The following is a 15,250-nucleotide window of genomic DNA, read 5'->3' as shown; positions in this document are numbered from 1 at the left end:
GAGAGTATAAGATCACACCCAGATCGGTCGGTCAAATCCTCTTAACATTGCTTCAAAACGTTCACGATCTCGCCCTGGTGTGAGCCTGCCCTCTAAGCATATTTGTGAGGTTCTTAGTCTCAGGTACTGCGCAAACACATGGGATTTGCACGATGCTTCAGGCGTGGCATCTCTGTACCGTGAGGTTGACGAACACGGATCGCTGGCAAATGGTTCTTTCTGCTATCTACGTCGTGACCTTCTTGACCGCTACTTGGCAGAATCTAATAAGGTGCTCGTGTGGCTCATGTGGGGGGAACGTGAATTTCATCATCGGTCAACTGAAGGCCTGAACATGTACGAGTACTATGCGAACAACCAGCATATTCATAAGCGTATTCACGTCTATAAACCAGCTTCGAGCACTCAATCTTAGTTTGTAGCGGATCAGTGAATGCCGGCTACCTTGGACTAATAAGGTTTTTAGGTAGGGGAAATAACCAGTGGTGGGCTCAGTATTCGGTAGGGGGCCACCTTTCGATAACCGAACCAGATCTCTGCACATTCACCAGATTGAGTGTCATTGTAAGGTCCGGTTTATGAGCTGGGCGTAAGCCGGTACCGCCACAACAGGCGCAAGGCTTGTCGATGGACTTATCATGTAGAGGGCTGAATTCTACAATGCGGGCATACCACTCCCATGGCAGAACTGCGAGTGGCAAAGCTGCCATCACCCCGCTCACCGAGTGAACCGTTAGCGATTCATTCAGTATGGCCAACCAGACCTTAAGGCCGACAAGCTCGTTTCACGCTGGCAGGCGAGATCCCGAAATGTTCGGCAGTTAATTTAATGCTCGCTGAATTCTCTTTGCGCCAAATGGCAACGGCAGCATCGTCAATTGTCTTCTCTCGCCCCAGCGCCTTACCTTCAGCCTTCGCCTTGGCAATCCCAGCCATCTGCCGGAGCTTGATGTTTGAACGTTCCAATTCTGCAACAGCTGCCAACATGGTCAGCATGGCTTTGCCAATCGGCGTTGACAGATCAAACCCTTCCCGCAAACTGATGATTGAAACGCCCTTGCTTTGAAGTGCCTCAACCGTATTTAACACGTCGATGGTATTGCGCCCAAGACGGTCTACCGCAGGAACGATCAGCGTGTCTCTCTTGCGTATGAACTTGAACAACTCGGCAAAGCCAGGGCGCTGTAGTGCCTTCACTCCTCCCGATACCCCCTCGTCCGTAAACCAGGTTTCAACATTGTGCGTTTGTTCAATGCTGTGCCGTTGAGCACCAACGCTCTGCTCGCCCGTGCTAACCCTGAGATACCCGATGACTGCCACGATATGCCCCTATGCCTGGCTCATTATCTATAGCTCTAAATGTAGTGATGGCTCACAATAAAAACAACAGCTTTGAGCCATATTTTTGAAGGGCTGATTATATGGCTCAAAAGGCACACTCTTTGAGCCATGTTGGATGAGCAGGCAGCAAAAGGGGCGCCGGTTTAACGTACCGCCCCCTTTATGCGCTGTGACAGGATTAGCCCTCTTTCGGTCGGGAGGCTATTGGGACGTTCCAATAATACGGCGGCTCATTGCTCTGGTATCGGGGTCAAGTCAACGAGCCTTAACCCCATACTGGTGAGGGAATACACCACGCCTCGACCTTCAATGGCTTTCTGCTGAGCCTTTTCAGCAGCATCTTTGAAGTCTGTTGCCAGAATTCTTTCCTGAATATCCCACTTGAACTCACCCATGCTGCCCGCAATGCCGACTTGCCATTCCGAGGCTGCTTCCTTCAAATAAATCACGCCCATGCGAACTCTGCTCACATTATCCATGTCATGGAGGGACAGTAACCGTCCCTCCTCATCTGCGGAAGAAATTGGCCTTAATAGACTTTCACGCCAGAGCCTTTGACCGCAACTTGAGCCAAATGGCCAAGCCGCGACCGATGGTGGTCATTCACCCCGAGCCAGTTCGGTATGTTGGCCCCTTGAGAGGCAAAGTGCTCGACATGAACAACGGTGATGGTGCCGTCCGTATAGGCCACTTGATTGATCTTCTGCCACTTTCCTGGCCGGACTTTCTGGAACAGCTTGTAGGCGGCATCCACATAGTTGTGGGAGAACTCGCTCACTCTCTTTTGCGATTTGATCTCTGCGCCGAGTCCAAACATGACGATAAGCCGTGTTTCGCTGGGTAGGTCACGCAGGAACCCGGATGAGCAGTTTGACGCAATAGATCCACCAAACGCTGTCCCCATAAAGTTGTCCAGCATTCCACCGCCAGACCCTTTCCATAGGTTGTTGGTAGCGTCATATTGCTCAACGGTACACCGGATGAGTGATGCGAAGTGGAACCGACCCCCTTTATCGGAGATCATCCAATCCACTTCTTTTTTCAGCCGGTCCGGCGTCTCAAAGGCGGGAATGAGCCCAACGTGAGTGAGTATTTTGCCGACCTGCAGACGCCCTTTCTTGTAGGCGATGGCATCGTGTGGTTCGGTGGCTAAGGCCCCCGCCTGTGTCGGTCCTTTGGAGAAACCAAGGACGATGACCTCCGGGGTGGTACTGCCCCAAGACAGCGGATTGTGTGTGATCCGCCAATGACCTTCGGTTCGCTTTGAGACATCGAACGTCAACTGCTTGGTTTCAAAACAGCGAGTGCAATCCACCCGCCCATGACAAGGTAAACAACCCATAAAACCCCCACATCCATTTTGATGATAATTTCGGCTACCCGAGAGCCACTTCCCGGTCGTTATGAGTGCTTATGACCCACGGTGATGATCTCGTTCATGTTGCCTTCTATCGAATAAACATCGTTATCTACCAGGATAATCAGTATTTTGGCTAAGTCTCTGATGCTCTGACGTACATCGCGGTTACGTGGTATTTCTGCCTTAACCGTGCCCCCCTTTTGCTGAATTTCCACGCCAAAGGAGTCAAGTGCCATTAACATCGCCATCGTAATCCCACGTTGCTGTGACCGTTTTTCGCCGTGCTTTGTGAAATGTTTCATCTTCGCGTCCTTGCAGGAAAGTTAATGACCACGCCGTCAGCGGTGGGCAGGTTAGTCGAAGGCACAAAGCCAATTCGACCAGCCAACCACTGTCTGGCGTCAGCTACCGTGATGAGAACCTTTGTCCCATCCTTATAGAAATTCAGTGCCTCATCGGTAACATACTGAGCATTTCGCACTGATCGGATGTTGGTCATCCCAGCGAGTAACGCCAACTCAAGCAGGGTGAGGTCTTTCATGGACATTTGTGGGAACCACTCAGACTGGAGAGTGCCAACCTCACCGAATGGGCTATTTAGAGCAGACTCAAAATCCGAGTCGAAATCGAGTTTGATACGGGCACAAAACTTAATGATGACCTTGAGGATCGTCTGTCCGAACTCCTCGCCGTGCCAAGCGTTGTAACCATTAACTGCGGAAAGGAGTCTTGCTGCATCACTGAAAAAATCATCGGCACAAGTGGTGAAAAATTCTTCACGGTAAATGCCCTTCTCGGCATACTCCCACATGTAGGCAATTTCGGGCCAAAGACGACATCTCTCATGTCGTGAATCTCGGTCAGTGTCAATTTCGACTGCAGTGCCATGCGATATGTAGCGAAGTTCATCCATGACGTCCTGAACACCAGCGATTGCTGCTATTAACTCGTCCAGGGTCACTGGGGTCAACGCACACTTGGGGAGTAGCTCAATGCCGTACCTGTACATATTATCGCCTTCAATGTGTACTCATTAGATACATACACACTACTCCCCCTTGTATGTATCAGTCAATTACATATGTGAATTTTTTCTGAGATAAATGCCTCGGCGTTCACGCTAGAGACCTCCCCTTGGCATGGTGTAGCGTGAGCAAAGGGGCAATACGGTACCTGCGCAAGGCACTGCCATGACACCCAACGCTCTGCCACGGACAAAAGTGCGTCACGGCGCCTTTCGCCTAATGCTCATTATGTTGAATTGGCGATTTCACTAGGGAAAACGGCGCATTCACCCAGTTCCAAGCCTCTGGCTAGGTAAACGTCCCCTCAGTCCGGCTCGCTCTGGCCGGATCACGGCTGAAAGTTTGTGACGGTTTGGGGGCGCCGTTCCCTCCTCGGCAATCTGTTGTGGGTTGGGTCCAAAATGTTGCTCAACAACTCGTATCCTCATTGCCTTGCAAAGGGATTCTTTTGGGGTCGTCAATGGCGACACTGGGTGCTCCTGTGCAAGAGAGGGCTAGCCCAGATGTTCTCTTGAATACGGAGGAGGCATGGTAAGGATATGAGCCCAAAACGTGAGCAGGAGCGGATCTATTGCGTTGGCATGGGGGAAGGCAGTCGTCCTGAGTGAGCCACCGAAAGTGGCCTTAGATGAAGGACGAGGAAAGGGGTGTCGGAACAAATGCCCCACAAATGCCCCACAGAACTGGGGGACCGAAAAAGCACAAGGGCCTAGCCGAAGCTAAGCCCTTGTTGAATTTGGTCGGTGTGAGAGGATTCGAACCTCCGACCCCTTCGTCCCGAACGAGATTGCCACGATGGCTTTGGGACTTTCATTCAATGTTACAAAATCAGTCATCCTTATAAACCTCGCTATTTTCGTCCCAGTTGGATGGATGCACAAACGTGACTGTCGATTTCACCTGCATGCTCCCGTGGCTAACGCCCGAATTTTCTCGCTGACCCCTATCGCCGTACTTCTTGGGAGCTAGCTTCGAGGCCAGCCATTTACGAGCATCGATCTGCAGGCGGGCACGAGCAATCACATCATGGTTAACTTTTACGTTCCCGTTGGCGTCGAGGAAGGTGTCATTACTGCTGTCATCGGCAATCTGGAGGATCTCGTCGGCCAGTTTGTCGGCCAGATCCTCGCGCGCACACGCGTACTGGTCCCTAAATTCTATATAGCGTTCATCAGCCAACCAGCGCATCACCATGGATTTGGACGGCATGCCTGGACGCGCAAGCACTGCGCGTAGACTCACTCCATCAGCAATGGCGCTGCATATAGCCTCACCCAACTCGTTTGTGAATGCACTTCGACGACCTCTTGTTACCGTCTTGGGATTCGACGTATTGGTTTCCACAGTGGAAACCTGAGGAGTAAAAACTGGGATCATAACTTGAGTTGTAGAATCCACGTGTTCAGAGCCCCTGATAGGGGCCGTAGGCATGCCTGAAGATGAGGTAGCGTTAACGGGTGTTATGACTCTTGACCATTTGTGCGTCTTGGCCCGCTTGTTAATGGCGGTATGTGAAATGCCGTGCTCTATCGCTATTTGGCGCACACTTTGGCGGCCAGCACAGTATGCGAGTTCGATACTGTGCCAGTTTGGGGAATCTGTTGTATGCATAGAGGAAGAGGTCATAGGCGACCAGTATTTACGATGGGGAGAGACCGGTTCCAGCCCTACAGGGGGAGGACGATCATCGTTGCCAGGATGTGCGGAAATAAATCAGCCAGTCCTCCTTTGCTAGAACAGTGGATTACGCATCTGGTGCGAGGCTACTCAGAGCAAGGCATTGCGGCCAGCAGCGGGGAAAACCGTGTGCAAAGACGAAAAGGGCCTTGGGTAACCTTTGACTATACCTTGAACCGCTTTGCCAGCTTCCGACTCTCCTTCTTGATTTTTTCCTGGGACAGCGCCTTGTCGCGCAGTAGCGGCCACTTCGCCATCACTAGGCCATCACTTTTACTCGCCATCACTACCCCCTGAAAAAACAGACCAAGTGATGGCCACCATATCCCAGTAACCGTGCGGGTTTCAGGTCAATTTATCCCCTTCACCATCACTTTTTTCGTATAAGCAAGAAAAGTGATGGTGTCCGGTTGTTTTCGGTGATGGCCATCACCTCACCATCACTTTTAGTCCTCGGCGCCCCTCATCACCCAGACTGTCTTTTCATCGGAGTCGAAACCGATAACCCCATCATCGACCAGCTTCTTGAACCAGCGCCAGCCGTTACCTTCGTGCCAAGTGCCCGCCGCCCTCATCTGCTTGATGATGGTTAACCGCTTGACTGGCTCCCCCTGCTTTTCGCAAGCCTCACGGATGACTTGAAACAGCGCCTTGTGGTTCACGGTTACGTTGCCAGCGTCCTCCAGTTCGTCAGGGTTTGCCGGGTCGCGACTATCCGCGATAACCACCAAGCTCGTTACCTCGTCGTTGTCATCGTCATAACAAACAACACGGGTACGCAGGTCGTATGCGCGGCGGCCGGGCTCGTCGCCATCCTTCATTTTGGTGCAGAGCAAGGTGAACGCCTGGGCGTCTGTCACTTCGCGCTTGAGAAGAAATTCAGCATCCAGGGCAGCACGAAACGCGCTGGATCCGCGAGCACCGTTGTCCTCGTTCTTACCTGTGTGGTGAACCAGAAGAATAACGGCCTTGGTCAGCGCCTTGATTGTGTCGCAACCGTTGATGAAGGCCCCCATATCCGCAGCCCTGTTCTCGTCGGCGCCACCAAAGCAGCGAGCCACTGTATCAACCACAATGAGCCGCACGGGCTGACCAGTAGCCTCCTTCACCTGATTAACGGCAGCATTCAGGCGGGCGATCTGGGCGCCATCAGCCATGAATACCGGCATATCAATGCGGTAGAAATTGAACACATCCTGACCACGGTTGTACTGGTCGCACCAAGCACGGATGCGCCGTGACACCCCAGGGCCACCCTCGCCAGCGATATAGAGCACAGCGCCTTCCTCCACACGGCGGCCATCCCACTCCTTGCCGGTCGCAACATGGCAAGCCAGCGATACGGCCGCAAACGACTTGTACGAGCCGGACGGGCCGTAGATGGAACACATGCTCTCGGCAGGCAGCAGCCCTTTGATCAGATACGCCGATTGCCGATCAAACCCGGCATAACCAGCAACCAACGGGAATGACTCGGGTTGGTGGACCTCGTCATTGGCAGCCAGCACGGCATTCACCAAATTGTCCCAAGGTTCGGCTGTGTCACCATTGCGCCCGCGATAGATGGCGGCATTGGGTGCCTGCTTGCGCAGCTCGGAGGCCAGCCGTTGCAGCTTCTGGACTGGGAGGAAGCCGCGAACATGAATGATTACCTTGGTAGTCATGTCGCCATCGGCCATCAGAAACAGCTTGCCGCCTTCCTCCAGTTGCTTGTTGCTCACGTAGAGGCTCTGGACTGGCTCCAGCTCTCCGGTGATAGGGTCGGCGGCATGAATAGATACGTTGTTGGTGCGCTGCCAGATTTCGCGGCGCTCGGTGTTGGGGTCTGCTTGGTGCCCGGTATGGATAACGATTGTGCCTAGATTCTCTAGGTCTGAAAATTTGGTGAAGGGGACCATTTGCACGAGATTTTGCACGTCATTAGCACGGGGGCCGCATTGTGCTTGGGTTTCAGTGGGATTGTTCATACGCCATTACCCCTTCTGCTGCTCGGGCAGGACTCCATTTCGCCACAGTAGTTGACCAGCATTTTAGATTCCCTCACCGGTGTGGAGTGCCGTGCGGCGCGCCAGGAACTCAGCGAGATCGCTGATGCGGTACTTCACCAAGCGCCCGACCTTGATATAGGGCAAGTTGTAGCGACCCGTAGAGCGCCAGACGGCCAGCGTCGTCGGCTTCACTTCCAGGACCTCTGCGGCCAGTTTGTCGCCAACGTTAACGGGAGGGTTTTTGGGATCAAAACCGAGCTGCGCGGCAATCTCAGCCTTGAGCGCGGAAATATCGGTGGAATACTTGGTAGGCATACAGCTTGTTCCTTCGTGTGTGGTTTAACAAGGTGCCTAGTCTCGGAGAAAGCTAGTGCGCTGTAATTGTGCAAACCGCAGCGGATTACATATTTACAAGTATTTGATTTAATGCATCGAGGGGTAGGCGATAGTTAAGTATTGTTCTACCTGACAGCAAACTAACCAGCTGAAAGGCTAAACCAGAAATCCCTGAGCATTAGGAATACGCCGGTGAGCATGGCACTCACCCGTCCCTATGCTTCACTGAGGGCCCCTAGTTGAAATTCAGTCCGAAGTGCTGGTTGAGCTGCAGTTGGATATGACTGATACGCTGTTGGAATTGGCCACTCAGTAACACGATGTCGCTCAGCAGATTGGGGCCCATCTGGCCGGAGCTAACTGTATCGGGCTGTTCAGGGATGATGCAATACGGGCAGGTCTAGTGATACAGTCGGTGGTCGATGAAAAGATAGTTTACCTCGAGCAACTCAAACATCTGATGAATCAGGTAGGTTGATCATGGGTAAGCATGGCCCCCGGCAGCTAGGAGAATCGGCGGCAGGATTATGTGGGACCTTAGTCGGCCTGGCGTTGTGTGGGTGCAGCTCGCGGCGCAGCCCTTTTGACTGTGCTGTACGCCTTGCGGCCTGTCGGAAGCTGGCCGCTTGCAGGCTCTGGGGCCATCGCTAGAGGACGGCTTGGAGGAGTTGCCACTGTGTAGATTGAGGCAATCCTCCTGTTCGGCGATATGGTCGAGAAGGAGTGCGCACATTGCTAACACAATACTGCCCGTAGGCAGCCATATTTCATACCGTCTCAACATCCCTGCCAGGGCGCCGACCATAATCAGGTGCCCAGTGTGTAATCCACCGCTTTACTGTCCCTACCGTAGGTGCCACTTTTCCTCGTTCATTTGCCCTGAAATACCCCTCTCGGCACATAATTTCATGGACTAACTTGGCCACTTCCCCGACCCTGAATTCCCGGTCTGAATCCGCATCCCAGAACTTTTGTGCCTTGGCACGGGCGACATCTGCGTACAGTCCCGATACCGTATTGGCGATTCGGCGATCCTCTCCTGCCTTCTCCTTCCGGTTGAGCATAATTGTCGTGTAATAGCTACTCACACAGGTAACTAAACTAGCAAACGAAAGTGCTAGGGATTCCACTTGCTCATACGCTTGGGGATGTTCATTCTGCAGCTCAGATAACTCGCGCCTAGCCTTAGAAAAAAAATGCTCGCACAGCTCTTTAGCCGACTCATTGTCAGGCATTGATTCAATTGTACTTTGCAGACCTCTAATCTGATCGAGAAGCAGATTGGCATTAGTCATCACTTTTTATTCTCCAGTCCTTATCTCTGAGTGCTTCGCGGGCAACTTCTCTACTTCGGGTGCAAGTTTGACGCCAGCCGCCTCCATCATGGCGTTTGTTGCCGTCTCAACAGACTGGCGCACAGGGTCAAGATCTAGGCGGGCATAGATGGCCGTAGCCTGATGTGTTTTGTGGTTTAGCGACTTGCCGATGATCGCCAGCGAAGCGCCGCTCTTGGCCTGCCAGCTCCCCAGGGTACGGCGTAGATCATGTATACGCAGGTCAGTCATGTCATAGGTTGCAGGGTCTATTCCCACCTCATCGGCCAACGCGCGATAACGCTTCTCCGTAACAACTGGCGCTTGGGCAATTTGCATTTCGGCCTGTTGGCGCTCCTCACTGGTGAGCTTGCCCAACTCCTCCAAATGGTCAAGTAGACGACTTAGGCTGGCGCGAATCAAAATTGTCTTCCATGACTTTTTCGGTTCGACCAAATGCCCTGTTTTGCCCTCGCCGGGAAACACGAAAGAGGCATTACCAGTTGTATGCTTGCGGTCAGCGAGAACAGCCACTGCCTCTGGTGATAGAGTGACGTTTTGTGGGGTGCCGTTCTTGGTCATACCGATCCGCCAGATGCGGGCATCAAGGTCGATATCGCGCCAAGCCATCTCTTGTACGTTGGAGCGTCTGGCGCCTGTCAGTAGCGACAACCAAAAGAAGTCGGCAAGACTCGACTTGTCGATGGCTGCAAACAGATATGGTAGTTCTGACGCTTGAACAAAACGATCGCGTGAAGGTGACGGATTTTTTTGAATGCGGCTCGCTGGATTGGTACCGCTGAATATCTCCAGGTCGGCGGCGAAGTTGAACACCGATGAAACGATGGCGAGCGCCCGGTCGGCTTGGGCTGCACTTTTCTTCGTGGTTTTGGTGTGGATAGATTTGATATCTGCGCGAGTAATCTGTGACAACTTTTTAGACTTAATCGGCTCCAGATACATGCGCAAGTTGTCGCGATAGTCACGCTTAGTACGCTCCCCGATGGGAGTACCATCGCGCTTGCGCTTCTCGACCAAGAACTGCTCGAACAATTCAGTAAAACTGGGCTCTTCTCTGATTGCCCGACGAGCAGCGGCGGGGTTAGCGCCGGCTGCAAACTCGCCAAGAATCTTCTGCGCCTCGTTACGGGCTTGCTCGATAGTCATTTCAGGGAAAGAACCGAGCTTGATCCAAGCAATCGATGCACCAGAACGCTTTACAACGTAGAAGGAACGAGCGCCTGCTGCGGTGATCCGCATAGCCAGCTTTGGCACTTCGGTATCGTATACCGCTAAGCGCTTTCCCTGCTCAGGTGGCGTGATTGACGATAGTTCCGTTTTGGTGAATCTGAACCTTTCCATAATTCTGCCAATCTCCTTCAGGCTAACGCTGGGCTAACATGGGATAACAAATTTGGTCGATTTTTATGTTAGCCCGTAAAGGCAAGGTTAGACTTAAGGTATTGTTTTGTATAGTGTGAAATGGGTTAATAAATGTGAGGGTATCCACGCGCCCTCTCATTCGTAATGCGAAGGTCAGGAGTTCGATTCCCCTTATCGGCACCAGATCGTGAGGGCAGGTTTCATTTGTGAAACCTGCCCTTTTTACATGGCTTTTGCCAAGGCTCGCTCCACATAGAGATAGCCAATCCCCATCACCTGCTGGGCGCGGCTGAGCTGGCCGAAACGGATATGGGTGGCGTTGACCGCATCGCTGCAGTCGAACGGGTTGGCGCCGGTCTGACTGACGATCGTTTGCAGCCAGGTTTCACCAAAGTGGCAGCTGCGGCCATAGAGCCAGATGCGGTTGATATTGAGGATATTGAGGAAGTTGTAGAGGCTCAGGCCAATGGCGCGGGCCCCTTCGTCCACCAGGGCACGGATCATGGTATCCCCCTGATGGTAGAGCGCGAGCAGTTGGGCGGTATCCAGCTCTACACCAGTCTGCGCCGGGTTGTCGGCACTGGCTTGTTGCTTGAGAAAGACCCGAGCCCGTTTCTTGATGGCAAACAGCGAGGCGACTGTCTCCAGGCAGCCATAGCGGCCGCATGCACAGGCGCTGCCGTCCGGATTGATGATGGTGTGGCCTATCTGGCCGCTGCCAAACAGGGCGCCCCGGTAGATCTGGTCGTTGATGATAAAGGCCGAGCCGATACCGTAATCGACGTTGATGACGCAAAAATCCCCGTTCCCTTCCCGGTCCTGCCACTTCTGGGACAGCGCCAGCATGATGCAGTCGTTATCCACCATCACCTCGCAACCCAGCCGCTCCTCCAGCAGGTACTTGAGCTCGACCGGTGCGTGCCAGGGTGCTTGCGGCATGGTTTGTGATACCCCGGTCGCCGGGTTGACCTGACCGTGTACCGCCAAGGCCAGCCGGATCGCCAGTCCCTTGTGGCGGCGCTTGTGCTGGTAGTAGTGCGCTTCAATCAGGTGCAGCAGCTCATCGGGGGTTTGTGGGGCAATCTTCTGGTCGCTGAACTCATCCAGCGGGGTGATCAGGTTATCCACCAGGATGCTCTCCAGATGGGTGGGACTGATATTGAGGCAAAGAATGGCCCCCTGGCCGCTGGCAATGCGATAGCTGCCGCCATTGATGCCGCGCTGGGAGAGGTTCTGATCGCTGTGGCTGATGGCGCCATCGGCCACTAACTCGTCAAGGATCTTGCTGACCGCAGGAATGGAGAGTTCGCAGTGGCGCGCCAGGGTGGACTTGCTCGCCTCTTTTAGCTGATAGAGCAGGGCAAGTAGCACCTGCTTGTTGTGGTGGCGGACCTTCTGGTTGTTCAACCCTATGCTCATCGCTTCACTAAACTCCGCTTACTGTATTGCGTGATCTTTCAGCAATTAATGCAGGTTTAACCATTCTAATCTGGTCTCACTGAAAACTTTACTAACAAATGTTGAGTGAGGCGAGATTAATGAGAGCTGATGTCAAGGTCTGGGTAGAAACCATCTCACTGCCGACCTACGAGGTAGGCGCCGAAGATCCCAACCCCATGTTTCTCGAGAAGCGGGTCTATCAGGGCTCCTCGGGGGCTGTCTATCCCTATGGGGTGATCGACACCCTCACCGGCCAGAAGCAGATGAAGTCCTATCAGGCGGTCTGGCTGGAGAACGACTTTATCAAGGTGATGCTGCTGCCGGAGCTGGGGGGGCGTATCCACCGTGCCTACGACAAGGTGATGCAGCGGGATTTCGTCTATTACAACGAGGTGATCAAACCGGCGCTGGTGGGGCTGGTGGGTCCCTGGATCTCCGGCGGCATCGAGTTCAACTGGCCGCAGCACCACAGGCCCACCACCTTTATGCCGGTGGATTTCACCATTGTGGAGCGGGAGGGCGGCGCCAAGACCGTCTGGGTCGGCGAGGTGGAGCCGATGCGCGGTCTGCAGGTGATGGCGGGCTTTACCCTCTATCCCGACAAGGCGCTCATCGAGATCACTGGCAAGGTGTTCAACGGCAACGACACGCCGCGTCACTTCCTCTGGTGGTCCAACCCGGCGGTGAAAGGGGGCGATGCCCACCAGAGCGTCTTCCCGCCCGATGTGACCGCCGTCTATGACCACGGCAAGCGCGACGTCAGCGCCTTCCCCATCGCCCGCGGCACCTACTACAAGGTGGACTACTCCGCCGGGATCGATATCTCCCGTTACCGCAATATTCCGGTGCCCACCTCCTATATGGCGGACAAGTCTGACTACGACTTCGTCGGCGCCTACTGCCATGACGAACAGGGCGGCCTGTTGCACGTGGCGGATCACCACGTTTCGCCGGGCAAGAAGCAGTGGAGCTGGGGCAACTGTGACTTCGGTCTGGCCTGGGATCGCAACCTGACCGATGACAACGGCCCCTACATCGAGCTGATGACCGGGGTCTATACCGACAACCAGCCTGACTTTACCTGGCTGGATGCGGGGGAGGAGAAGGTGTTTGTGCAGAACTTCCTGCCCTACAACACCCTCGGCACCCTGCAAAATGCCAACACCCGCGCCGCCATCAAGCTGGAGCGCAGCGACGACGGCCTCGTCTGCGGGGTCTATGCGGTAGCGCCACTTCGCGGGGCCAGCTTCGAGGTAAGCGACGAGGGGGGCGTGCTGTTTGCGCAACCTCTGAATCTGCAGCCGGGTCAGGCATGGCTGGAGCCGTTCGCCATCACCAGTGAGGGGCGTTTGCAGGCACGCCTGCTGGATGAGCAGGGCCAGCCGATCCTGAGCTATCTCGAGCATCAGCCCGCTGGCGAAGCCTTGCCGGATCCCGCTACGGCGCCGGAACCCGCCGTCAATCTCGACTCGGTCGACGAGCTCTACTTCATCGGCCAGCATCTGGAGCAGTATCTGCACGCCAGTCGTTCGCCCTTTGATTACTACCTGCGGGCGTTGGAGCTCGATGGCGGCGACTATCGCTGCAACCTGGCGCTGGCAACGCTGGAGTACAACCGCGCCAACTATGAGCAGGCGCTGACCTACGTCAATCAGGCGCTGGTCCGTGCCCATCGCCTCAACAAGAACCCCCAGTGTGGCAAGGCGAGCTTGCTGCGTGGCCACATCGAGGAACGTTTGGGACAGTTCGATGCCGCCTTCGATGACTTCTACAAGGCGACCTGGAGCGGTAACTGCCGCGACAGCGGCTTCTTCGGGCTGGCCCGCATCGCCATGGTGCGCCGGGAGCCCGCGCAGGCACTGCAATTTGTCGAGAAGAGTCTTGCCGTCAACGGCACCCACTACGGCGCTATCGCCCTCAAGGGATTGGCGCTGCTGGAGTCTGGTGAGCAGGAGGCGGCCATCGCCTATATCGACGAGCAGCGCGTTCGTTATCCACTTCACTATCAACTGGCCTTCCTGTGCTGGCTGGCAAGCGAGCAGTCGACCGATCTCGAGGCGCTGCGCACCCTGTGCAACGGGCGCGGGGTGAATCTCTGCTTCCTGGCAAGCGATCTGTTGGCGCTGGGACGCCCCGAGCTGGCGCAGCAACTGCTCTCAACACTGCCGGTGGAGGAGACCCTGCCGCTGCTGTTCCAGGCTGCATTGTTGCCGGAAGGTGAGGCGCAGGATGCCCTGCTGGCTCGAGCCGAGCAGGCCTTTGGCTGCAAGGTGCGCTTCCCCAATACCCTTGGCGAGGTGGCCATGCTGGCGCAACTGCCCCACAGCTGGTTTGCCAGCTATCTGCTGGGCTGCTTCCACTACAGCAAGCGCAGCTACCCGCAAGCCATTGCCCTGTGGCAGCAGGTGTGCGAGCAGGCGCCCGGGTTTGCCCCGGCATGGCGCAACCTTGGCATCTATCACTTCAACAAGAGCGGCGATCCGGTGGCGGCCGAGCAGTGCCTGAGCCGAGCCTTTTCCCTCAAGCAGGACGATGCACGCCTGCTGTTCGAGCTGGATCAACTGCACAAGCGCTGCGCCATGGCACCCGCCGAGCGGTTGGCGCTGCTGGAGGCGCATCGTGAGGTGGTCCTCAAGCGCGATGATCTGACCGCCGAATTGCTCGGCCTCTATCACATCACCGGCCAGCTGGATGCGGCGGCCGAGATCTTGCGGCTGCGCGAATTCCACCCCTGGGAGGGGGGCGAGGGCAAGGTGACCGGCCAGTACCTCATCAATCAGCAACGCCGGGCATTGGCGTTGATGATTCAGGGACGCCACGAGCAGGCCATTCCGTTGCTGCAACAGGCGTTGCACTACCCCCTCAATCTGGGGGAGGGGCGTCTGGTAGGACAGACCGACAATGATATCCACTACCTGTTGGCGCTCTGCCATCTGGCCTGTGACAACCAGAGTCTGGCGGCCCAGTGCCTGCAACTGGCTTGCCTCGGCCAAGGATCGCTCGGGGCCAGCCGCTACTACAACGATCAGCCGGTGGATTATCTCTTCTATCAGGGTATGGCGCTGGCACGTCTTGGTCGGGTTGCGGAGGCGCAGCGTCTCTTTGAAGGAATGGTCGGCTGGGCCGAGCAGGCGATGGGCGAGTCGGTCGAGGCGGACTTCTTTGCCGTCTCACTGCCGGATCTCATCGTGCTGGATGATGACCCGCAGCACAAACATCACCAGCACTGTCTGCTGGTCAGAGCGCTCGGTCTGTTGGGGCTGGGTCAGCGGGATGGTTGTGAACAGACCTTGCGAGAGCTGCTCACCCTTAACCCGGCTCACGACAAGGGGCACCTCTTTGCTCTGATCTGCCGCGAGCTGTCACTCCACTCATAACTCTCATAAC

Annotated in this window: 13 protein-coding genes; 1 reads left to right on the top strand and 12 read right to left on the bottom strand. The window is 55.1% G+C overall.

Features of this window, described 5'->3' with window-relative positions:
* Positions 1–765: 765 nt before the first annotated feature.
* The 12 genes from OKC31_RS02180 to OKC31_RS02125 form a co-directional block, all read right to left on the bottom strand.
* Positions 766–1,320, bottom strand: coding sequence for a recombinase family protein (locus OKC31_RS02180; protein ID WP_186301947.1), 555 nt, complete (start codon positions 1,318–1,320; stop codon positions 766–768).
* A gap of 251 nt (positions 1,321–1,571) precedes the next feature.
* Positions 1,572–1,796, bottom strand: a complete 225-nt coding sequence (locus tag OKC31_RS02175; protein ID WP_270656105.1) for a hypothetical protein — start codon at positions 1,794–1,796, stop codon at positions 1,572–1,574.
* Positions 1,797–1,870: 74 nt separating this feature from the next.
* The gene (locus OKC31_RS02170; RefSeq protein ID WP_270656102.1) at positions 1,871–2,623 is read right to left on the bottom strand and encodes a hypothetical protein; all 753 of its coding nucleotides are present in this window, start codon (positions 2,621–2,623) and stop codon (positions 1,871–1,873) included.
* A gap of 119 nt (positions 2,624–2,742) precedes the next feature.
* Positions 2,743–3,003: a hypothetical protein gene (locus OKC31_RS02165; protein ID WP_270656100.1), complete on the bottom strand. Its 261-nt coding sequence runs from the start codon at positions 3,001–3,003 to the stop codon at positions 2,743–2,745.
* A complete protein-coding gene (locus tag OKC31_RS02160; RefSeq protein ID WP_270656098.1) occupies positions 3,000–3,614 on the bottom strand; it encodes a hypothetical protein in 615 nt (204 codons plus the stop codon). Before OKC31_RS02160 ends, OKC31_RS02165 begins: the two co-directional genes overlap by 4 nt.
* A 940-nt stretch (positions 3,615–4,554) precedes the next feature.
* On the bottom strand, positions 4,555–5,070 hold the full coding sequence (locus OKC31_RS02155) for a terminase (RefSeq protein WP_270656096.1): 516 nt from the start codon (positions 5,068–5,070) through the stop codon (positions 4,555–4,557).
* 779 nt (positions 5,071–5,849) lie between these two features.
* On the bottom strand, positions 5,850–7,370 hold the full coding sequence (locus OKC31_RS02150) for a helicase RepA family protein (RefSeq protein WP_270656092.1): 1,521 nt from the start codon (positions 7,368–7,370) through the stop codon (positions 5,850–5,852).
* Positions 7,371–7,433: 63 nt separating this feature from the next.
* Positions 7,434–7,706 carry a helix-turn-helix domain-containing protein gene (locus tag OKC31_RS02145; protein WP_270656090.1) on the bottom strand — a complete coding sequence of 91 codons (273 nt, stop codon included), beginning with the start codon at positions 7,704–7,706 and terminating at the stop codon, positions 7,434–7,436.
* 499 nt (positions 7,707–8,205) lie between these two features.
* A complete protein-coding gene (locus OKC31_RS21700) occupies positions 8,206–8,460 on the bottom strand; it encodes a DUF6444 domain-containing protein (RefSeq protein ID WP_442865745.1) in 255 nt (84 codons plus the stop codon).
* A 34-nt stretch (positions 8,461–8,494) separates the two neighbouring features.
* The gene (locus OKC31_RS02135) at positions 8,495–9,022 is read right to left on the bottom strand and encodes a hypothetical protein (RefSeq protein WP_270656087.1); all 528 of its coding nucleotides are present in this window, start codon (positions 9,020–9,022) and stop codon (positions 8,495–8,497) included.
* A gap of 6 nt (positions 9,023–9,028) precedes the next feature.
* Positions 9,029–10,402: a tyrosine-type recombinase/integrase gene (locus OKC31_RS02130; protein ID WP_270656084.1), complete on the bottom strand. Its 1,374-nt coding sequence runs from the start codon at positions 10,400–10,402 to the stop codon at positions 9,029–9,031.
* Positions 10,403–10,645: 243 nt separating this feature from the next.
* Positions 10,646–11,842: an ROK family transcriptional regulator gene (locus OKC31_RS02125; protein WP_247823155.1), complete on the bottom strand. Its 1,197-nt coding sequence runs from the start codon at positions 11,840–11,842 to the stop codon at positions 10,646–10,648.
* A 119-nt stretch (positions 11,843–11,961) separates the two neighbouring features.
* On the opposite strand from OKC31_RS02125, the gene OKC31_RS02120 reads away from it, so the two are divergent.
* The gene (locus OKC31_RS02120) at positions 11,962–15,240 is read left to right on the top strand and encodes a DUF5107 domain-containing protein (protein WP_270656082.1); all 3,279 of its coding nucleotides are present in this window, start codon (positions 11,962–11,964) and stop codon (positions 15,238–15,240) included.
* Positions 15,241–15,250 lie beyond the last annotated feature (10 nt).

It is taken from the genome of Aeromonas sp. Y293-4, assembly GCF_027705905.1.
Classification (GTDB): domain Bacteria; phylum Pseudomonadota; class Gammaproteobacteria; order Enterobacterales; family Aeromonadaceae; genus Aeromonas; species Aeromonas veronii.
Note: the sequence above shows the minus strand (reverse complement) of the source record. Positions and strands in the feature narration are given on the sequence as shown.